The organism is Sphingopyxis sp. EG6 (assembly GCF_003609815.1).
Taxonomy (GTDB): domain Bacteria; phylum Pseudomonadota; class Alphaproteobacteria; order Sphingomonadales; family Sphingomonadaceae; genus Sphingopyxis.
In genome coordinates this window covers 939606-958837 of record NZ_AP017603.1, presented here as the reverse complement: position 1 = coordinate 958837, position 19232 = coordinate 939606, and the positions used below count along the sequence as shown (strand labels likewise).

20 protein-coding genes and 1 tRNA gene are annotated in these 19232 nt (G+C 65.3%); 7 read left to right on the top strand and 14 right to left on the bottom strand.

Translation table 11 applies throughout. The features are described from left to right. Positions 1-267: 267 nt before the first annotated feature. Positions 268-2043, top strand: a complete 1776-nt coding sequence (locus SPYCW_RS04655) for an ABC-F family ATP-binding cassette domain-containing protein (protein ID WP_120215810.1) — start codon at positions 268-270, stop codon at positions 2041-2043. Positions 2044-2217: 174 nt separating this feature from the next. On the opposite strand, the gene SPYCW_RS04650 is transcribed toward SPYCW_RS04655, so the two are convergent. After that, positions 2218-2700: a DUF6456 domain-containing protein gene (locus SPYCW_RS04650; protein WP_331852386.1), complete on the bottom strand. Its 483-nt coding sequence runs from the start codon at positions 2698-2700 to the stop codon at positions 2218-2220. 88 nt (positions 2701-2788) lie between these two features. Between SPYCW_RS04650 and SPYCW_RS04645 the strand changes: the two genes are divergently transcribed. Both SPYCW_RS04645 and SPYCW_RS04640 read left to right on the top strand, forming a co-directional pair. Beyond that, the gene (locus tag SPYCW_RS04645; protein WP_120215809.1) at positions 2789-3349 is read left to right on the top strand and encodes a helix-turn-helix domain-containing protein; all 561 of its coding nucleotides are present in this window, start codon (positions 2789-2791) and stop codon (positions 3347-3349) included. Further along, positions 3350-4543 (top strand): glycosyltransferase, encoded by a 1194-nt coding sequence (locus tag SPYCW_RS04640; protein ID WP_120215808.1) that lies wholly within the window; start codon positions 3350-3352, stop codon positions 4541-4543. A gap of 84 nt (positions 4544-4627) precedes the next feature. Here the strand turns inward: SPYCW_RS04640 and secF are convergent, their stop codons facing one another. From secF to yajC, 3 genes are read right to left on the bottom strand one after another with little or no spacing between them, the layout of a single operon-like run. Further along, entirely contained in the window at positions 4628-5608 is a 981-nt protein-coding gene (secF, locus tag SPYCW_RS04635) for a protein translocase subunit SecF (RefSeq protein WP_120215807.1), read from the bottom strand. 13 nt (positions 5609-5621) lie between these two features. Then, the gene (gene secD, locus SPYCW_RS04630; RefSeq protein WP_120218105.1) at positions 5622-7235 is read right to left on the bottom strand and encodes a protein translocase subunit SecD; all 1614 of its coding nucleotides are present in this window, start codon (positions 7233-7235) and stop codon (positions 5622-5624) included. Between the two features lie 53 nt (positions 7236-7288). Beyond that, positions 7289-7618, bottom strand: a complete 330-nt coding sequence (yajC, locus tag SPYCW_RS04625) for a preprotein translocase subunit YajC (RefSeq protein WP_120215806.1) — start codon at positions 7616-7618, stop codon at positions 7289-7291. A 275-nt stretch (positions 7619-7893) separates the two neighbouring features. Here yajC and SPYCW_RS04620 point away from each other — a divergent pair. Further along, a tRNA-Pro gene (locus SPYCW_RS04620) sits at positions 7894-7970 on the top strand. Between the two features lie 65 nt (positions 7971-8035). Here the strand turns inward: SPYCW_RS04620 and SPYCW_RS04615 are convergent. Together SPYCW_RS04615 and SPYCW_RS04610 are read right to left on the bottom strand one after the other, a co-directional pair. Further along, complete coding sequence (locus SPYCW_RS04615; protein ID WP_120215805.1) at positions 8036-8365, bottom strand: EF-hand domain-containing protein; 330 nt, start codon at positions 8363-8365, stop codon at positions 8036-8038. Between the two features lie 98 nt (positions 8366-8463). Beyond that, positions 8464-9441 carry an NADPH:quinone oxidoreductase family protein gene (locus SPYCW_RS04610; protein WP_120215804.1) on the bottom strand — a complete coding sequence of 326 codons (978 nt, stop codon included), beginning with the start codon at positions 9439-9441 and terminating at the stop codon, positions 8464-8466. A 72-nt stretch (positions 9442-9513) separates the two neighbouring features. Here SPYCW_RS04610 and SPYCW_RS04605 point away from each other — a divergent pair, with 72 nt between their 5' ends. After that, positions 9514-10083 (top strand): glycoside hydrolase family 108 protein, encoded by a 570-nt coding sequence (locus SPYCW_RS04605; RefSeq protein WP_120215803.1) that lies wholly within the window; start codon positions 9514-9516, stop codon positions 10081-10083. Between the two features lie 61 nt (positions 10084-10144). Continuing rightward, entirely contained in the window at positions 10145-10558 is a 414-nt protein-coding gene (locus SPYCW_RS04600) for a holin family protein (protein ID WP_120215802.1), read from the top strand. 127 nt (positions 10559-10685) lie between these two features. On the opposite strand, the gene SPYCW_RS04595 is transcribed toward SPYCW_RS04600, so the two are convergent. From SPYCW_RS04595 to speB, 6 genes are all read right to left on the bottom strand, one after another. Then, entirely contained in the window at positions 10686-11162 is a 477-nt protein-coding gene (locus SPYCW_RS04595) for an SRPBCC family protein (protein WP_120215801.1), read from the bottom strand. Next, positions 11159-13795: an alanine--tRNA ligase gene (alaS, locus tag SPYCW_RS04590; RefSeq protein ID WP_120215800.1), complete on the bottom strand. Its 2637-nt coding sequence runs from the start codon at positions 13793-13795 to the stop codon at positions 11159-11161. Before alaS ends, SPYCW_RS04595 begins: the two co-directional genes overlap by 4 nt. 74 nt (positions 13796-13869) lie before the next feature. Then, positions 13870-14610, bottom strand: coding sequence for a hypothetical protein (locus SPYCW_RS04585; protein ID WP_120215799.1), 741 nt, complete (start codon positions 14608-14610; stop codon positions 13870-13872). Between the two features lie 125 nt (positions 14611-14735). After that, positions 14736-15323, bottom strand: coding sequence for a hypothetical protein (locus SPYCW_RS04580; protein WP_120215798.1), 588 nt, complete (start codon positions 15321-15323; stop codon positions 14736-14738). Further along, entirely contained in the window at positions 15313-15939 is a 627-nt protein-coding gene (locus SPYCW_RS04575; RefSeq protein ID WP_120215797.1) for a glutathione S-transferase family protein, read from the bottom strand. Before SPYCW_RS04575 ends, SPYCW_RS04580 begins: the two co-directional genes overlap by 11 nt. After that, positions 15936-16772: an agmatinase gene (gene speB, locus SPYCW_RS04570; RefSeq protein ID WP_120215796.1), complete on the bottom strand. Its 837-nt coding sequence runs from the start codon at positions 16770-16772 to the stop codon at positions 15936-15938. Before speB ends, SPYCW_RS04575 begins: the two co-directional genes overlap by 4 nt. 277 nt (positions 16773-17049) lie before the next feature. On the opposite strand from speB, the gene SPYCW_RS04565 reads away from it, so the two are divergent. Further along, positions 17050-17337: a hypothetical protein gene (locus tag SPYCW_RS04565; protein ID WP_120215795.1), complete on the top strand. Its 288-nt coding sequence runs from the start codon at positions 17050-17052 to the stop codon at positions 17335-17337. Positions 17338-17485: 148 nt separating this feature from the next. Here the strand turns inward: SPYCW_RS04565 and SPYCW_RS18910 are convergent, their stop codons facing one another. Then, positions 17486-17659, bottom strand: a complete 174-nt coding sequence (locus SPYCW_RS18910; RefSeq protein ID WP_172595420.1) for a hypothetical protein — start codon at positions 17657-17659, stop codon at positions 17486-17488. Between the two features lie 483 nt (positions 17660-18142). Next, complete coding sequence (gene recA, locus SPYCW_RS04560; protein ID WP_120215794.1) at positions 18143-19222, bottom strand: recombinase RecA; 1080 nt, start codon at positions 19220-19222, stop codon at positions 18143-18145. Positions 19223-19232 lie beyond the last annotated feature (10 nt).

Here is a 19232-nt window from a genome sequence, read left to right as displayed (position 1 = left end):
ATGGGTCAGGGTCTGCTTCTTGCGCGTTCGAGGTTTGAAGCGATTTCGTTCAGGGCGAGGAAGCGGGACGCAGGCATATGACTATATTCCAAGACTCGCTGACGCGGCCATGGACGAAATCGATCAAATCCCGCAGGGACGTCGAAATGGCTTCGGTCTCGGCACCATGCGCCCTTGCGGATGGAACCACCATCCGCGGCGGTCGCACGAAGTCGATACCTTCGCCATTTCGACGCCTCGGACGTGCAAGAAGCAGACCCTGACCCAATGGCAGCACCGATTTTATCTTACGAAGGCCTTGGCCTTGTGCAGGGCAGCGGCTGGCTGTTCCAGGATCTCGACATCTATGTCGGCGAACGCGACCGGCTGGCGCTGATCGGGCGCAACGGCGCGGGCAAGACGACCTTGCTCAAATTGCTCGCGGGCCGGATCGAGCCCGACAAGGGCAAGCGCGTCATCGTCCCCGGCACCCATGTCGTGATGCTTGAACAGGAACCCGATTTTTCGGGTTTCGCGACGCTGATGGACTTCGCCGTCGCCGCTCCGAATGCGCCGGAAGAATTTGAAGTCGCCGCGATCGCCGACCAGCTCGGGATCGACATGAGCCGATCCGCCGCAAGCGCGTCGGGCGGCGAACGCCGCCGCGCTGCGCTCGCCCGGGCGCTGGCGCAGAACCCCGACGTGCTGCTGCTCGACGAGCCTACCAACCACCTCGACCTCGCCGCGATCGACTGGCTCGAAAGCTGGCTCGCGCGCTACACCGGGGCGTTCGTCGCGATCAGCCACGACCGCACCTTCCTCACCCGCCTGACGCGCCAGACGCTGTGGCTCGACCGCGGCAGCATCCGCCGCAAGGAAATCGGCTTCGGCGGTTTCGAGGAATGGAGCGATGCCGTCGCCGCCGAGGAAGCGCGCGCGGCGCAACGGCTCGATTCGAAACTGCGGCTCGAGGCGCACTGGCTCGAACGCGGCGTCACCGCGCGCCGCAAGCGCAATCAGGGACGGCTCGAAAAGCTCAAGGAAATGCGCGCCACCCGCGCCGCGATGATCGGCGGCCCCGGCGTTGCCAAGCTCGGCCTCGCCAACGACGATGTCCGCTCGAAATCGGTGATCGTCGCCGAGGGCGTGTCGAAAAGCTTCGGCGACCGCGTCATCATCAAGAATTTCGATTTCCGCGTCCAGCGCGGTGACCGCATCGGCATTGTCGGCGCCAATGGCGCAGGCAAATCGACCCTGCTCAAGCTGCTCACCGGCGAAATTGCGCCCGACAGCGGCAGCATCACCCTTGCCCCGACGCTCGACGGCATCATCATCGACCAGCAGCGTAGCCTGCTGTCACCCGACAAGACCGTCCGCGACATCCTTGCCGATGGCGGCGACTGGGTCGAGGTGCGCGGGGTGAAGAAGCATATCCAGGGCTATTTGAAGGAATTTCTCTTCGACCCCGGCGTCGTCGAAGCCAGCGTCGGCGCCTTGTCGGGCGGCGAACGCTCGCGGCTACTGCTCGCGCGCGAATTCGCCCGCGAATCGAACCTGCTCGTGCTCGACGAGCCGACCAACGACCTCGACCTCGAAACGCTCGACCTGTTGCAAGAAGTCATCGCCGACTATGCCGGCACCGTGCTGCTGGTCAGCCACGACCGCGACTTCCTCGACCGCACCGTCACCGTGACGCTCGGCCTCGACGGCACGGGCAAGGTCGACATCGTCGCGGGCGGCTATGCCGACTGGGAAGCGAAGCGGGTCAAGCCGAACACCGCCAAGGAAAAGGCGGCACCAACCGCCGCCCCGCCGCCGCCCACCGCGCGCAAGAAGCTGAGCTACAAGGATCAGCGCGACTATGATTTGCTGCCCGGACGGATCGAGGCAATCGAGGCGGAGATGGCTGTAGCCGAAACTGAGTTGTCGGACGGCACCTTGTTCACGCGCGACCATGCAAAATTCACGGCGCTGACGAGCAAGCTGGAAAAGTTACGCGAGGAAAAGGCGGCAGCGGAAGATCGCTGGCTGGAGCTCGCCGAAGCGGTCGAGGCACTGGGGTAACATTGGCACGCCGCGTCCACTTTGGGGTGGGAATGGGACGTTCCGACTGACCGTCGCCCCCGCGCAGGCGGGGGCCGCTAGCTGCCTATCCCTCCGTCGCTGCGTAAACCGACAGCGGCCCCCGCCTGCGCGGGGGCGACGGCAGCTATCGGTCGATTCTGGCCGCGCACCCTCTCACCCCGTCCCATAAAACCGCGCCAGCCGGTCCAGCGCCAGCCCCAGCACCAGCTTCCCCGACCGCGCTGGCCAGCCCAACCCCTTCTCCGCCCCGGCAATCCCCTCACCCGCACAAATCACCCGCCAACAGATGTCGGCCAACCCCGGCCCCGCGGCGTCGAGCGCCGCTTGAAAGCGCCGGTGGGCGTCGATCCGCGCCAGTGACGCATCCGCCGCGCGCGCGCCGCCACGGCGCTTCGCGGGCGGCGCCGCGTCCCAGCGCATCGTCACCCGCGCCGCCAGCCCCGCGCGCTCGTAATCGGCGCGCAGCCGTTCGCCCGCATCGAGTTGCGCCGACGTCAGATGCCCGCGCGCCGCCAACCACGCAATCGGACTCTCGGCGATATTAACCGTCACCTGCCGCATCGTCTGCGGGCCGCTTTTGGCGGGGTCGATGCGGTCGTCGGGATGCAGGCGGGTGGCAAGCTGGCGTGCGGTCATGGCAATCTCCTTGATTCGAAGACAGGTCTTGACACTGGAATATTTTGTAGGAAAGAAGAAACCGATTTGGTTATTTGAAGGTTTTGCGATGATCAACAGCATCCGCGCCGTGCGCCGCGCCAAAGGACTGACGCTCGAAGAGGTCGGCGCGCGCTGCGATCCGCCGACGACTGCGCAGACGATCGGCCGCCTCGAAACCGGCACCCGCACGCTATCGCTCGGCTGGATGAACCGCATTGCCGCGGCGTTGGGCGTCGAAGCTGCCGAACTGGTGCAATTGCCGCAGGATACCCAGCTGACGATCACCGCGCACCTTGGCGCCGATGGCGCGCAGGCACCAACGCGGGTCGAACAGGCGCTGACCGCGCGGCCGAGGGAGGATATGGTCGCGGTTCGCGTTATCTCGTCGATCGGCGACTATCGTGCCGGCGATGAAATCTGGTGCCGCCGGATCACCGGCGACTGGACCAGCGCGCTCAACCGCGACCTGCTCGTCCCCCGCCCCGCCGGGCGCTTCTTCTTCGCGCGTCTGCTCAACGTCGATGGCGAAAAACTGCACCTGCTGCCGCTCGGTTCCGGCGCCCGGCAACAGGTGGTCAGCAATCCGACATGGGCGGCGGTCGCGGTGCGGCTGATCCGCACGCTCTGAGTGACCGACGCCCCGCCCCTCCGCGTCCTGTCGATCGCGACGCTGTTCCCCGACGCCGCCCGCCCGAACTTCGGGCTGTTCGTCGAAAAGAGCCTGCGCGCGCTCGCCGCACAGCCGGGGATCGAACTCACCGTCGTCGCGCCCGTCGGCTTGCCGCCCTTCCCGCTGTCGCTGCACCCGCGCTATCGCAAGCTCCGCGGCCTGCCCCGGACCGAAAGCTGGAACGGCCTCACCGTCCATCGCCCGCGCTTTCCCCTGATCCCGCGTATCGGCGCGCGCCTCAACCCGGCGCTGGTCGCGCGCGCCGTGCTGTCGGCGGTCCAGGGCCAGACGTTCGACGTCGTCGACGCGCAATTTTTCTACCCTGACGGTCCCGCCGCGATGCGCGTCGCCGCCGCGCTCGGCCTGCCCTTTTCGGCCAAGGCGCGCGGCGCGGACATCAGCCATTTCGGCCATGGCCCGGCAACCGCGCCGCAGTTGCTGGCCGCCGCCGACAAGGCCGCCGCCCTGCTCGCCGTGTCGGACGCGATGCGCCGCGACATGGCCGCGATCGGCATCGACCCGGCCAAGGTCACCACCCACTACACCGGGATCGACACCGCGCGCTTCCATCCGGGCGACCGCGCCGCCGCGCGCGCCGCGCTCGATATCGACGACGCCCCGATGATCCTGACCGTCGGCGCGCTGATCCCGCGCAAGGGTCAGGAATTGGTGATCGAGGCGCTCGCCGCGCTTCCCGGCGTCCACTATTATCTCGCGGGCGCCGGCGAAGCCGAAGGGCATTATCGCGCGCTCGCCCGGCGGCTTGGCGTCGCCGACCGCGTGCATTTCATGGGGCCGGTCGCCAACGCCGACCTGCCAATGCTCTATCGCGCCGCCGACGCGGTGGTGATGCCATCGGTCAGCGAAGGGCTGGCCAACGCCTGGGTCGAGGCGATCGCCTGCGGCACCCCGATCGTGATCAGCGACGCGGGCGGCGCCGCCGAACTGGTCACCTCGCCCGTCGCGGGCCGGATTGCGGCGCGGTCGCCCGAAGCCATTGTGCAGGCGGTACAGGCAATCCTCGCCAACCCGCCCGCGGCGTCGGACGTTGCCGCCACCTTGGCGGGCCGCTTCGACTGGAACCGCAACGGCCGCGAACTCGCCGCGCATCTGCGCCGCTGTATAAATCGGTCAGCCCAAAAGGAACCGTAGCCCCGAGCCTGTCGAAGGGCGCTCCTCGGAGAAGCGCCTTTCGACAGGCTCAGGGCTACAGCAATTTCTATAGTGTCGGCCCGGTCAGACGACCGCGCCGTCATCCTTGCGCTCGATCCGCTCGCCGCCGGCGATGCCCGCGCTCGTGCGCGGGATAAAGCTGTCGGGACCGACCTTCAGCCACACCAGCACCGGCGTCGACATCAGCACCGACGAATAGCCGCCGATGAACACGCCGAACAGCATCGCCGCGGTAAAGCCGAAGATCACGTCGGGGCCAAAGAGCAGCAACACGCCGAGCGCCAGCACCATCGCCACGGTGGTCATCACGGTACGCGACAGCGTTTCGTTGATGCTGAGGTTCAGCAGCGGAATGATATCCATCTTGCGATATTTTTTGAGGTTTTCGCGGATGCGGTCATACACCACGATCGTGTCGTTCAGCGAATAGCCGACGATCGTCAGCAACGCCGCGACGCTGTTGAGGTCGAACTGCATCTGCGTCACCGCGAACAGGCCAAAGGTCAGCGACACTTCGTGGAACAGGCGCCCCAGCGCCCCGACCCCGAACTGCCATTCGAAGCGGATCCAGATGTAGATCGAAATGCCGATGATCGCGAGGCCCAGGCTGATCGCGCCGGTGCGGATCAATTCGCCCGACACCTTGCCCGACACCGTCTCCACCGACCCCGCCTTTGCGGTCGGGAACGCTTTCTGGATGCCCGCGACCAGCTGTTGCCCGGCGCGCTCGGCCGCCGCCTTGTCGCCTTCGGGCAGCGCAGTGCGGATCGACACCGCCTTGTCGGACCCGAACTGCTGGATCGTCGCTTCGCCGAGGCCGATCTGACCGACCTTTTCGCGAATTTCATCGATCGGCGGCATTTCCTGCGCGAATTCGACGCGCACCGACTGGCCGCCGACGAAATCGACGCCCAGGTTCAATCCCTTGACCGCGACCAGCGCGATCGACACCGCGACCAGGAAAAAGCTCATGAACGACGCGAGCTTCCGCCAGCGCAGAAAGTCGATGTTGGTGTCGTCGGGGACGAGTTTCAGCAAGCGCATGATATCGCCTTCCTCAAATATTGATCGTCGTCGGACGCTTGGTCCGCAGCCAATGGGCGACGAACATACGCGTGACGGTAACGGCGGTGAAAACGCTGGTGACGATGCCGATGGTCAGCACCACGGCAAAGCCCTTGATCGGGCCGGAGCCGAACCAGAACATCAGCACCGCGGCGATGACGTTGGTGACGTTGGCGTCGAAAATTGCGCGGCTGGCTTCCGAATAGCCAAGGTCGATCGCCTGAAACACCTTGCGCCCGCGTTTGAGCTCCTCGCGTATTCGTTCGTTGATCAGCACGTTGGCGTCGACCGCAGCGCCGATCGTCAGCACGAAGCCGGCGATGCCCGGCAAGGTCAGCGTCGCGTTGAACGCCGCCATGATCGCGATGATCAGGAACACGTTAAAGAACAGCGCGATATTGGCGTAGATGCCGAACCGGCCATAGACGACCATCATCAACACCAGCACTGCGACGGTGGCGATGATGCCCGCGATCACGCCCTTGCGGATCGAATCGGCGCCGAGCTCTGGCGTGACGGTGCGTTCTTCGACGACCTCCATCTTCACCGGCAGCGCGCCCGAACGCAGCGAGATCGCCAGCGCGTTCGCGCTCGCGACCGAGAAGCTGCCCGAAATCTGCGCGCTACCGCCCAGGATCGGTTCGTTGATCGACGGCGCCGACAGCACCTTGCCGTCCAGCACCATCGCGAACCGCTTGCCGACATTCTGTGCGGTCACCTTGGCAAAGGTGCTCGATCCGCCCGAATCGAAACTGATCGACACGACGGGTTCGTTCGACTGTGGGTCGAAACTCTGCTTGGCGTTGATCAGCTGTTCGCCGCTGATCATCACCTGACGGCGCAGCACCTCGAACGTCGCGCCATTACCCTCGCCTTCGGCATAGGGGACGATCTCGCTGCCCACCGGCACGCGACCCGCGGCGGCCTCCGCAGGATCGGCGTTGGGGTCGACCATGCGGAATTCCAGCCGCGCGGTCTTGCCGATCAATTCCTTCAGTGCCGCCGGATCCTGAAGCCCCGGCACCTGCACGACGACGCGGTCATTGCCTTCGCGGATGATCGTCGGCTCGCGGGTCCCAAGGTCGTTGACGCGCTTGTCGATAATGTCGCGCGCCGAATCCATCGCATCGGCCACCGCCTGCTGCTGGCCAGCGTTGGTCGGGGTCATCACGATGCGCGTGTTATCAATGATGTCGATGTTCCAGTCGCGCTGTCCGGTCAGCGCCGCGCCCTGCGTCTGGCTGAACAACCGGTCGCGCGCATCATCGAGCTGCGCCTGATCGCGGATCAGGAAACTGATCCTGCCGCCCTCGGTCGTCAGTTCGCCGATCGCAATGTCATCGTCGGGACCGCGCTCGCCGCGCAGCACCGTGCGAACGGTCTTTTCCATATTGGCCAGCTGCGTCTTGCGCAGGTCGGCGACGTCGGCCTCCAGCAGCAAATGGCTGCCGCCCGCCAGGTCGAGCCCCAGATTGACCTTTGCCTGCATGAACGCCGGGAGGCTCTCGCGCGTCTTTTCGGGCAGGAAGCTGGGGATGGAAAAGAGGATGCCCAGCACCAGGATGATGCTGATGCTGATGGTTTTCCAGCGCGGGAAATCGAGCATGGTCTGATGGTCCGATAACATGCGCGGGGCGGCACGAAACCGCCCCTGCGGCGTCAGTCGTTGGCGGGTTTGGCGCCGGGCTGCATCACGTCGGCCAGGGTCGCCTTGACGACCTTGATCTTGACGCCCTGCGCGATTTCAACGTCGGCGAAATCATCGTCGACGCGCGTGACCTTGCCGACGATGCCGCCGCCGGTCACCACTTGGTCGCGCGGCTTCACCGCGGCGATCTTGGCGCGATGTTCCTTGGCCCGCACCTGCTGCGGGCGGATCAGGAAGAACCAGAACACGACAAAGATCAGCAGATAGGGGACCAGCATCAGGAAACCGGCGGCCCCGCCGCCCGATCCGGCCGCCTGGGTCAGAAGCAATTGCGTCGACATGGATGAAAAACTTTCCGTTTGAAAACGCAGCCCGTTCCGCAGGGAACCGGCGCGCATATATGGCGCGGCGCCTATCACGCAGGGGCGGCGCGCGCAACCGGTCGCTGCGCCCTCCCCCGCTGGCAAGCGTCGCCGAAATGGGGAGGATCGCGATCACGTCAAGGGCATGGTGGCCCGCGGCGCCCATGTTCACCGCATCGAACGACTTTGCGCAGGGAAGCCTTGCATCCCCTGCCGACCCGCGCTAGGGGCCACGCCTGCCCAACAGGGCCGGTCGGGACGTAGCGCAGCCTGGTAGCGCATCACACTGGGGGTGTGGGGGTCGGAGGTTCGAATCCTCTCGTCCCGACCAATTTCCAAACCAGCAAATCTTGGTAAGCGGCGGGCGGCGGCCACAGCCGCCACCCGCGCGCAGGCTTAGTTCGCAGCCGTTGGCGCTTCGGCCGGCGGTGCCGATGCGCGCGCATCGCGCATTGCCGCGATTTCGGTCTTGTCGATCACGCCATCCTTGTTGGCGTCGACGTGCTTGATGAACGCATCGACCTTTTCGGGCGACGCCAGCGTCGGGTCGCCCTGGCGCTGCGCACGCATTTCGGCCATCCGGGTAACTTCGGCCTTGTCCAGCTTGCCGTCGCCGTTGGCGTCGATCATCGCAAAGATGCGGCCGTCGTCCGGCTTCGGCTGCGCGCTGGCGAGCGCCGGGAATGCCATCGCAAGCACAGCGGCAGTCATCGTCAATGTCTTCATAGTCTATCCTTTGGTGATGGTCGGCAAAGTCGCCGGGATACCCCGCGCCGACATGACAGCTTCGACGTCGCAAAACTATGGCAGCCGGACTCGGTTCGTCACGGTTTCAGCACGACCTTGCCCACCACCTCGCGCCGTTCCAGCATCGCAAAGCCCTCGCGCCAGTCGGCAAGGTCGAGTGCGGCGTGGACGTGCGGGCGGATTTTGCCCGCCGCGGCCAGCGCATCGACTGCAGCGATATTCTCGGCCCCGCGCGCCGGGAAGCGGCGGCCATATTCGCCCGCGCGCACCCCGACGACCGAGAAGCCCTTGATCAGTGGCATGTTGACCGACACCTCCGGAATACGCCCCGACGCAAAGCCGATCACCAGCAAGCGCCCGCCGAACGCGATGCAGCGCGTCGATTCGTCGAAGACATCGCCGCCGACGGGGTCAAAGATGACGTCGGCCCCCACCCCGCCGGTGAGTTCCTTCACCCGTTCGCGAAACCCCGGCGCGCCGTCGATCACCGCGTCGGTCGCATAAAGCCGCGCAATCGCGTCCCGCTTGTCGGCGCTGCTCGCCGCCGCGATCACTCGCGCCCCCAGTGCCCCGGCCAGATCGACCGCCGCCAGCCCGACCCCGCCCGCCGCGCCATGCACCAGCAGCCACTCACCCGCCTCGATCCGCGCACAGCGGACCAGCGCGACATAGGCGGTCAGATACGCGACCGGATAGGCCGCCGCTTCCTCCCACGTCAGCCCTTCGGGCTTCGTGCGCAGGGCCGCCGCGGGTACGGTACAATATTCGGCCATCGCGCCGAACCGGTTGCCGCCGACCACCGCATCGCCAATTCCCCAGCCAGCGACCCCGTCGCCCAGCGCATCGATTTCGCCAGCAAATTCCATTCCCGCCACGAACGGCAGCTCGGGCTTCAACTGATAATCGCCGCGTGTCATCAACAGGTCGGGGAAATTCACCGCCGCCGCACGCACGCGTACGCGCACCTCGCCCGGCCCCGGCTGCGGAAGCGGCAGGTCGGCCAGCGCCGTTCCCGCGTGATCGGGCAACAATTCTGTGACCTGCAAAGCGCGCATCAAGAAAAGCCTTTCCTACAATTTGCCCATATGGTTCGTTATTTAAGTGACAACAAACCAAAGGAGCGAATCATGCCCAACCGCGAATGCCCGCCCGTCGACGCCGACGCGCTGATCGATGCCGTCATCGACCGCGAAGGCCGATATGTAAACCACCCCGCCGATCGCGGCGGCCCGACCTGCTGGGGAATCACCGAAGCGGTGGCGCGCGCGCAGGGCTATAGCGGCGCGATGCGCGACCTGCCGCGCACCGAGGCCGCGGCGATCTATCGCCGCATCTATTGGCTGCGTCCCGGTTTCGATCGCGTGGCGTTGCGCGCGCCGAAAATCGCCGCCGAGCTGTTCGACACCGGCGTCAACATGGGCACCGCCGTCGCCGCGGGGTTCCTGCAACGCGCGCTCAACGCGCTGAACCGCGCCGCGCGCGACTATCCCGACATCGCGGTCGATCGCGAAATCGGCCCGCGCACGCTGTCGGCGCTCGACGCCTTTCTGCGCGCCCGCGCAGCGGGCGGCGAAACGGTGCTGCTGCGCGCGATGGAGGCGCTGCAGGGCGAACGCTACATCGCGCTCGCCGAACGCCGCCCGAGCCAGGAGGCGTTTCTCTACGGCTGGCTGGCGAACCGCATCGGCCAGCATTGACCATGTTCTGCGCGCCAATGGACTGAACTTTCCTGAACTTTGAACATACAGGAGCATCGAAATGAGCATCATCGAAGGCCTGATCGGCCCGATCGCCAAGCTGATCGACAAGATCATCCCCGACCCCGAAGCGCGCGACCGCGCCAAGCTGGAACTGCTCAAGCTGGAGGGCAGCCAGGAAATGGAAGCGATCCGCACCCGGATGACCGCGATCGTCGCCGAGGCGAACAGCGCCGACCCCTGGACGAGTCGCGCGCGGCCAAGCTTCCTCTATGTGATGTACGCGCTGTTGCTGTGGGCGATTCCGATGGGCCTGATCGCCGCGGCGCGGCCCGAGATGGCGGAGGGTATCGCGCGGGGGATGAACGCCTATCTGGCGGGGATTCCCGAGCCCCTCTACGCGCTCTTTGGCACGGGGTATCTGGGGTACACGGCGGCGCGGGCGTGGGGGAAAGCGAAGGGGGTGGAGAGCTAAACTAGCACCGCCCAAAAAAGCCAACGCGCCCCTGCGAAGGCAGGGGCCCATCTCCGGTCGGTGCTATTTTGCATCGGCAGGAGATGGGTCCCCGCCTTCGCGGGGACACACGCTATAAAGGGCGGCGCTAGCCCTCCACAACCCTCGCCAAATTCGCGAGCGACGAATTCAACCCCTCCAGGTGATCCTTCGCCGAAATCCCCGGCGGCACATGATGCGCATCGATCGTCACCAGCGTCCCCCCGCCTCGCCGCGACAGATACCAGTGCATCGCCATCGTTCCCGAAAAGCGTGGGTCGTCGGACACGAACTCGACCTCCCACACGATCAGGCGGCCGTCATCGAGCGTCGGAATATAGACCTCGACGACATCGCTGTCGTCGTCGCTTTTGGTCTCGACGTCGGCATCGTCAAAGGTCAGCCGCATCAGAAAGCCGCCGCCCGCACGCAAATCGACATGCTCGAATTCGCCCGTCGCCCCCTCGGGCGGTAACCAGCGCGCGAGTTTCGCTTCGCTGGTGAAGGCTGAAAAGACGTCGACCAGCGGCGCCGCGATCAGCCGTTCGGCATGATCGGTGCGCCGCGTTTTCTTGGTCGGTTTCAAACGAGCGCGGCTTTGACCGCGGCCACCGCCGCATCCGCCGCGTTCCCATCAGGACCGCCGCCCTGTGCCATGTCGGGCCGCCCGCCGCCGCCCTGCCCGCCGAGCGCCGCAACCGCCGCCTTGACCAGATCGACAGCATTATGGGGGGCGCCTTCGGTCACCCCGACCGCGACCGAGGCGCGCCCGTCGTTGACCGCGACCAGCATCGCGACGCCGCTGCCGACCTGCTTCTTGAGGCCGTCAACCGTACCACGCAGTTCCTTGGGATCGAGCCCATCAACGACCTGTGCGATAAACGCCGTGTCACCCACTTGCTCGACCGCGGGTCCGCTTGCCGCGCCGCCGCCGCCCATTGCAAGCGCCTTCCTGGCATCAGCCAGCTCGCGCTCGGCTTTCTTGAGCGCCTCGGCCAGTTGCGCGACGCGCGCCGGGACATCGTCGGGCGATGTCTTGAGCGCCGCCGCCGCCGCCTTCAGCGCCTCGTCACGGCTGTTCAGCCACGTCCGCGCCGCCTCGCCAGTCAGCGCCTCGATGCGCCGCACCCCAGACGACACCGCGCTTTCACTGATGATTTTGAGCAACGCGATGTCGCCCAGCGCGCGGACATGCGTCCCGCCGCACAGCTCGACCGAATAATGATGGTCATCGGCTGCGCCCATGCTCAGCACGCGCACCTCGTCGCCATATTTCTCGCCGAACAGCGCCAGCGCGCCCGCCGCGACGGCGTCGTCGGGGGTCATCAGCCGCGTCGTCACCACCTCGTTGCCGCGGATCTGCGCGTTCACGTCTGCCTCGATGTCGGCGATCTCTTGCGCGGTGAGCGCCTTGGGGTGCGAGAAGTCGAAGCGGAAGCGGTCCTCGGCGACCAGGCTGCCCTTTTGCGTCACATGCTCGCCCAGCCGGTTACGCAGCGCCGCGTGCAGCAGGTGCGTCGCGCTGTGGTTGGCGCGGATGCGGTCGCGACGCTCGGCATCGACGGTCAGCTGCACCGTATCGCCGACCTTCAGCGTCCCCGCTTCGAGCTTCGCCTGATGCGCGTGCAGCCGCCCGAGCGGCTTGCTGGTGTCGCTGACGGACGCCTTCGCGCCGCCGAGCGTCGCGATCGTGCCGCTGTCGCCCATCTGGCCGCCGCTCTCGCCGTAAAAGGGCGTCTGGTTGGTCAGCACGACCAACTCGTCGCCCGCCGTGGCCTCGCTGACCTGCACGCCGTCCTTGACCAGCGCGATCACCTGACCCTCGCCCACCGTTGCGCCATATCCCGTGAACTCGGTGCTGCCGTTCGTTTCGGCGAGGTCGAACCAGATTTCCTCCGACGCCTTTTGCCCGCTGCCCTTCCACGCCGCGCGCGCCGCCGCTTTCTGCTGCGCCATCGCGGCGTCGAAACCAGCGCGATCCACCGCGATGTCCTGCGTGCGCAGTGCGTCTTCGGTCAGGTCGTAAGGAAAGCCATAGGTATCGTAGAGCTTGAACGCGACCTCGCCGGGCAGCGTATCGCCCTTGCCCATCCCGACAGTGGCCTCGTCGAGCAGGCGCAGCCCCTTATCGAGCGTCTGGCGGAACTTGGTCTCCTCGCGCTCCAGCGTTTCGGCGATCAGCGGCTGCGCGCGGATCAGCTCGGGATAGGCGGCGCCCATCTCGGCGGTCAGCGACGGCAGCAGCCGGTACATCAGCGGATCCTTGGCACCGAGCAGATGCGCGTGGCGCATCGCACGGCGCATGATCCGGCGCAGCACATAACCGCGCCCTTCGTTCGACGGCAGCACCCCGTCGGCGACAAGGAAGCTCGATGCGCGGAGGTGATCGGCGATGACGCGGTGGCTCGCTTGGGTCGGCCCCTCGGCCGGAACCCCGGTCAGCTCGACCGACGCGGCGATCAGCGCCTTGAACGTGTCGGTGTCATAATTGTCGGTGACGCCCTGCAGCACCGCCGCGACACGCTCCAGCCCCATGCCGGTGTCGATGCTGGGGCGCGGCAGGTCGACGCGGTCGCCCGGCGCGCGCTGTTCATATTGCATGAACACCAGGTTCCAGATTTCGACAAAGCGGTCGCCGTCCTCATCAGTCGATCCCGGCGGCCCGCCCGCGATATGGTCGCCATGGTCGTAAAAGATTTCGCTGCACGGCCCGCACGGCCCGGTGTCGCCCATCGACCAGAAATTATCGTTGGTCGCGATGCGGATGATGCGCTCCTCGGGCAGCCCCGCGATCTTGCGCCACAGGTCATAGGCTTCGTCATCGGTGTGATAGACGGTCGCGGTGAGCTTTTCGGGCGCCAGCCCCCACGTCTTGGTGATCAGCGTCCACGCATGGTGGATCGCCTGTTCCTTGAAATAGTCGCCGAACGAGAAATTGCCGAGCATTTCGAAGAAGGTGTGGTGACGCGCGGTGAAGCCGACATTGTCGAGATCATTGTGCTTGCCGCCCGCGCGGACGCATTTCTGCGACGACGCCGCGGTGCTGTACGGGCGCTTTTCGAGGCCCGTGAAGACATTCTTGAACGGCACCATCCCGGCGTTGACGAACATCAGCGTCGGGTCGTTGTACGGCACCAGCGGCGCCGACGGTTCGATATGGTGGCCGGTCCCCGCGAAATAGTCGAGGAACGAGCGGCGAATGTCATTGGTCGATGTCATGCGCGCGATCTAGTGCGCCGCGGCGCGTTTCTCAAGCAAGATACGCGCCGCAGCCCCAGCCTCGCAACGGAATCCTACCGCTTGCAAAGGCGGTTGAGTTCCTCGTCGCTGAACCCCTCTTCGTCGATCAGCCGCTGCGAGATATAGCGCACGTCATATTGCGAGATTTGATACTCGCCATCGCGCAGCCGATAGAGCAGGATCCCGCCGCAGGTTCCGGCGATGCCGGGATGCGAACTCAGCACCGCAAAATAAGCGTAAGCCCCCGGATAAATGGCGTCGGGCGGATTGGTCATCCAACCGTCGAGCCGCAGCGTGAATTCGCCCGGGCCCGTCTGGTACATCTTCGCTTCGTCGCTGAACCGCTTCATTTCGGTCGGGTTCGTCTCAAGCGCAGGGTCCATCATCTTGGCGAGCAGCACGGTGTTCCCGGCGTCGAGATTGTCGACAAAGCGCTGCGCAAAGCGCGTGGCGGCGGTGGTTTCGGCGGCGCTCGGCTTCCAGTCGGCGGGAACGGGTTTGTAGGGACCGGTCGCCGGATCGAAGCAACTGAACGCCTGACGGAAGTCCTTGATGACCGTGACGCCGCGCTCGACATCGATGTGATTGTCAAAGAAATAGCGCCCGAACCGCACTTTCTTGGCGCCGCAGCGCTGCTCGGCCAAGATCTTGATGCGATCGACGACCGGGTCATATTGGTCGGCGTCGATCGTGGCGACCGTTGCCGCAAAACCCTTGCCCGGAACGGCCTCTACCTTGATCGGCGGCAATGGCTGAGCGGACGCCATCAGCGCCGCCAGAAAAATGGCTGTCATGTCTCAAAACCCCCAACGATTCCTTCGAATCGCGACCCCGCGCCGCAAAGGCCGAAGCTTCCTTCGCGGTACGCGCCCATCCTGCGGACAAGGCCTGCGCGTTGCAAGGGGTTTTTGCGGCAATATCAAAAGTTTGTCGCGATACCCTTGCCCAGATAGCAGGGCAGCTGGCGCAGCACGTCGGCCTTTGGTACGCCGTCCTCGATCAGGTCGGGCGGCACCTCCGACGTGTCGGTGCGCACGACGGTCCATTCGGCGCCCGTTTCGGTGCGGTGGACGACGACATAGCCGCAATCCATCGTCCGGTCGGACCGATCACCGCGAAAATCGAACGCGGCGTACAGCCCCGGCGGCTGGCCCGCGGGGTCGGCGTACCAGCTGACACGCAGCACGCGAAGCGTGCCATCGGCCCACAGCACCGGCCGCTTGCGAAGGTTCATTTCCCATTCGAGCCGCGGGTTCGCCGCCTGGAACGACAGGCGCAGCATGGCATAGGCGCTGGCATAATCGCGCTTCGCCAGCGCCATGGTGTATGCGGCGAAGCGGCCCATCGCCGCGCTTTCGTCGGCCGCCGCCACAGCAAACGCCGCGCCGTCGGCCGTCGTCGCGACCCGCTCGACCTCGGGGCCGAGCGGCGGCACCTGCGCCGCCGCTGCGCTGCCGAGCAGCGCCAGCGCCGCGAGCGGCAGCCAGCGGCGCCGGTCAATAGCCATAATAGGCGCCGCCCTTTTCGCGCGCGCGCTGCCAAGCGGGACGCGCGTGACAGGCGTTCACGAACGCCGCGAGCTTGGGATAGCGCGGCACCATGCCCTGCATGATCGCGATTTCCGCGGGAAAGCTCAGCATGATGTCGGCGGCGGACAGGCTGTCGCCGATGAAGTGGCCGCTGTCGCCGACGCGGCTTTCCATATAGGAAAAATGGGCGTCGAGCTGCTGGTTGATCCGCGGTTCGAGTGGCGCCGCCGCTTCGCCGAGCCGCGCGGTGTAGATGCGCAGCAGGATCGGGGTCATCGCCGACCCTTCGGCAAAATGCAGCCATTCGAGGTGGCTGATATGGTCGTCGGTGCCGCGTTCGGGGACCAGATGGCCGCCGCCGTGGCGCTCGCACAAATATTCGGTGATCGCGCCCGATTCGATAATGACGCGGTCGCCATCGGAGATCACCGGCGACTTGCCGAGCGGATGCACTGCGACCAGCTCGGGCGGCGCCAGGTTGGTGGTCGCGTCGCGGTCATAATATTTGATTTCGTACGGCGCGCCGATTTCTTCGAGCAGCCACAATATGCGCTGCGAGCGGCTGTTGTTCAGATGGTGGACGATCAGGCTCATGATGCTCTCCTCAAAGGGTCAAATTTGTAGCTTCCATTGCGGTCGATCAGCGCCGCGAGCTCGCGGACCAGCTTGGCGCCGAGGATCGCGGTGACATCGCCGATGTCGCGGCCGGGATGATGCTCGACGATGTCGGCGCCGACGATCGGCGCGGTCTGCTTGTGCAGCACCGCCAGCACTTCGCGCACCGTCAGCCCGCCCGGCTCGGGATGCGCTACCCCGGGCGCCGCCGACGGATCGATGCCGTCGAGGTCGATCGAGATATAGAGTGGGCCGTCGAGCACGGGGACGTCGTCGGGGTAGAAATCGGCCATCGGAATGACCTCGACCCCGAAGCGCGCAGCCTGTTCGCGGCAATGGGTGTTGAGGGTGCGGATGCCGACCTGCACCAGCCGCGCCGCATGCCCCGCTTCGCAAATGCGCGCGAAGGGCGAGGCATGGCTGCGCGGATTGCCGGCAAAATCATCGTAGAGATCGGGGTGCGCGTCGAAATGCAGGATGGTCACTGGTCCGAAACAGGTCGCCGCGGCTTCGACGAGCGGAAAGGTCACCGCATGATCGCCGCCAAGCGCCAGCGGCACCTCGCTATCCTCGTGCAGCATCACGACATGGCGGCGGATCGCGGCATCGTCCTGCGCGGTGTTCTCGGTCAGCGGCAGGTCGCCATCATCGGTGAAGGCGATGTCGGTACCGATCTCCGGTCCGAGTTCGCTGGCCATATTGCCGCGATCACTGAACAGCGCCGCCCGGATCGCCGCCGGTCCAGCGGCGGCGCCGCGCTCGAAGCTGCTGTTGATGTCGGTGGGCAGACCGAAGAGGCGGATCGCAGGCATGGCTCGCTTGTAGCTGGTGGTCGGGCGCGCGCAAGGCGCGGCAGCGAGGATTGCGCTGGAGAGACGGGAGCGCGACGTCGAGGAGAATCGCGCCCGGTCGGCAGCCGCCCGTCCTACCTCCGTTTGCATCGAGCGAAGTCGTGATACCCGGCAGAACCTAGCATGTCCTATGGGTGTCTCGACTTCGCTCGACACGAACGGAAATGGAAGTGTCAGCTAACGACCAGTTGCGGACATCCGGGCGCAGCGGCAAGATGAGTGGCGAACGGATGAAGCAATGCGCCAACGCAAACGATTTTATTCCCTGCGGTTCCTGCTGGAACTGGCGTTCATCCCGATCAGCCTAATCGCGGCTTATGCGCTGTTCGTCGGGGTGACTTTCGGATTTAATCTTTGGCGTTCGGAGGCACCCTTAGTCACCGTCGTATGGCTGATGATCGTGGCGTCTCCGCTATGGTTCTACCTTCTTCTCAAATGGTCTCAGACTTCCACAACTAGAACGGCGTTCCTGGCCGCCGGAGTGGCCATCCCTGCGAGCTATTTTGCATTTCAACTGTTCGCCTGATCATACGCGGACAACTTCAGCTTCCCACCCCATTCGCGCCCTTCAACTTCCCTACCGGCGGAAGAGATTTCCGGTATCACGATATGGAGTGCAGGATGCTGGCGGCGAACATGATAGGCCAGGATGTAGTTGGAAGCCCTAGTACGTCCTATTTTGTCGCGCCACGTGGGCGGCGATAGGCAAGATATAGAAAAACGATGCCGGTGAGGAGCGGGAACATCATGCTCCAATTTTCAGAGAAGCCACGGCCATCACTCAAACGATAGGCGGAATAGGCGAACCAAAACATCGCAACGCCAAATAGCCATTTGTCGCTGGGCATCACGCCTTCGGCTTTTCCGGCACGGGCTTATGCTTCACCAGCTTCCCTAGCCGGTCGTCGCTGAACCGATCTCGATAGTCATGCATGGCATCTTTATGGCTGAGCTCAGCGATCAGCGCAACGTCCGCAAGCCACCCCATATAGGCCGTTCGCAGCCCCACTGGTTCGCTGGACTGGAACCGACCGAAACTAGCCGTCGCCCCTGCGCAGGCGGGGGCCGCTGTCGGTTTACTCAGCGACGCAGGGATAGGCAGCTAGCGGCCCCCGCCTGCGCGGGGGCGACGGTCAGTCTGGACGTCCGCTTCCCACCCCAAAAGCAGCCATCTCCGGCAACACGCACGAAGCGACAGGCACAAAAAAGTCAACGGCCGGCGGGTCCACCTGCGGGGAGAGGGGAGTGCAGGTGCCCGTAGTTACAAGGGGGGCTGAAGACCCGCCGCCGTTTCCCGGCCGGTCCGCCAGTGCGGGCCGACCGGATCGGGATCAATTATCGTCGCCGCCGTCCTCGTCGGAGCCGATCATCATTTCTTCGGCGACCGCATCGGTGCGGCCGCGGATCGCGGCTTCCAGCCGTTCGCGCAATTCGGGATTCTCGGTCAGGAAATTCTTCGCATTCTCGCGGCCCTGGCCGATGCGGATCGAATCATAGCTGAACCAGGCACCCGATTTTTCGACCAGCCCGGCCTTGACGCCGATGTCGAGGATCTCACCGATCTTGGAAATGCCCTGCCCGTACATGATGTCGAATTCGACCTGCTTGAACGGCGGCGCGACCTTGTTCTTCACGACCTTGACCTTGGTCGTGTTGCCGACGATTTCGTCGCCATTCTTGATCTGGCCGGTGCGGCGGATGTCGAGGCGGACCGAGGCATAGAATTTGAGCGCATTGCCGCCGGTCGTCGTTTCGGGGTTGCCGTACATCACGCCGATTTTCATGCGCAGCTGGTTGATGAAGATCACCATGCAGCGCGAGCGGCTGATCGAACCGGTGAGCTTACGCAGCGACTGCGACATCAAGCGCGCTTGCAGGCCGACATGGCTGTCGCCCATCTCGCCCTCGATTTCGGCGCGCGGCACGAGCGCGGCGACCGAGTCGACGACGAGTACATCGATCGCGTTCGAGCGCACCAGCGTGTCGACGATTTCGAGCGCCTGTTCGCCGGTGTCGGGCTGCGACACGATCAATTCGTCGATGTTGACGCCAAGCTTGCGCGCATAGACGGGGTCGAGCGCATGTTCGGCATCGACGAAGGCGACAGTGCCGCCGGTCTTTTGCGCTTCCGCCAGCGTGTGCAGCGCCAGCGTCGTTTTGCCCGAGCTTTCGGGGCCGTAGATTTCGATGACGCGACCGCGCGGCAGGCCGCCGACGCCGAGCGCGATGTCGAGGCCGAGCGACCCGGTCGAGATCGCCTCGACCTGCATCGCCTCCTTCGATCCCAATTTCATCACCGAGCCCTTACCAAAGGCGCGGTCGATCTGCGCGAGCGCGGCGTCCAGCGCCTTTTGCCTGTCCGTGTTGTTCACTGATTTCCCCGATTCGACGAGTGACAATTGACCGGCCATGTGCCGTCCT

Coding starts and splice junctions, on each gene's coding strand:
- SPYCW_RS04600 (WP_120215802.1), top strand. CDS start 10,145: ATGAGCATCATCGAAGGCCTGATCGGCCCGATCGCCAAGCTGATCGAC.
- SPYCW_RS04615 (WP_120215805.1), bottom strand. CDS start 8,365: ATGAAGACATTGACGATGACTGCCGCTGTGCTTGCGATGGCATTCCCG.
- SPYCW_RS04645 (WP_120215809.1), top strand. CDS start 2,789: ATGATCAACAGCATCCGCGCCGTGCGCCGCGCCAAAGGACTGACGCTC.
- SPYCW_RS04650 (WP_331852386.1), bottom strand. CDS start 2,700: ATGACCGCACGCCAGCTTGCCACCCGCCTGCATCCCGACGACCGCATC.
- SPYCW_RS04575 (WP_120215797.1), bottom strand. CDS start 15,939: ATGAGCCTGATCGTCCACCATCTGAACAACAGCCGCTCGCAGCGCATA.
- SPYCW_RS04605 (WP_120215803.1), top strand. CDS start 9,514: ATGCCCAACCGCGAATGCCCGCCCGTCGACGCCGACGCGCTGATCGAT.
- SPYCW_RS04655 (WP_120215810.1), top strand. CDS start 268: ATGGCAGCACCGATTTTATCTTACGAAGGCCTTGGCCTTGTGCAGGGC.
- SPYCW_RS04580 (WP_120215798.1), bottom strand. CDS start 15,323: ATGGCTATTGACCGGCGCCGCTGGCTGCCGCTCGCGGCGCTGGCGCTG.
- speB (WP_120215796.1), bottom strand. CDS start 16,772: ATGCCTGCGATCCGCCTCTTCGGTCTGCCCACCGACATCAACAGCAGC.
- SPYCW_RS04610 (WP_120215804.1), bottom strand. CDS start 9,441: ATGCGCGCTTTGCAGGTCACAGAATTGTTGCCCGATCACGCGGGAACG.
- recA (WP_120215794.1), bottom strand. CDS start 19,222: ATGGCCGGTCAATTGTCACTCGTCGAATCGGGGAAATCAGTGAACAAC.
- SPYCW_RS18910 (WP_172595420.1), bottom strand. CDS start 17,659: ATGCCCAGCGACAAATGGCTATTTGGCGTTGCGATGTTTTGGTTCGCC.
- alaS (WP_120215800.1), bottom strand. CDS start 13,795: ATGACATCGACCAATGACATTCGCCGCTCGTTCCTCGACTATTTCGCG.
- secF (WP_120215807.1), bottom strand. CDS start 5,608: ATGCGCTTGCTGAAACTCGTCCCCGACGACACCAACATCGACTTTCTG.
- SPYCW_RS04565 (WP_120215795.1), top strand. CDS start 17,050: ATGCGCCAACGCAAACGATTTTATTCCCTGCGGTTCCTGCTGGAACTG.
- secD (WP_120218105.1), bottom strand. CDS start 7,235: ATGCTCGATTTCCCGCGCTGGAAAACCATCAGCATCAGCATCATCCTG.
- yajC (WP_120215806.1), bottom strand. CDS start 7,618: ATGTCGACGCAATTGCTTCTGACCCAGGCGGCCGGATCGGGCGGCGGG.
- SPYCW_RS04585 (WP_120215799.1), bottom strand. CDS start 14,610: ATGACAGCCATTTTTCTGGCGGCGCTGATGGCGTCCGCTCAGCCATTG.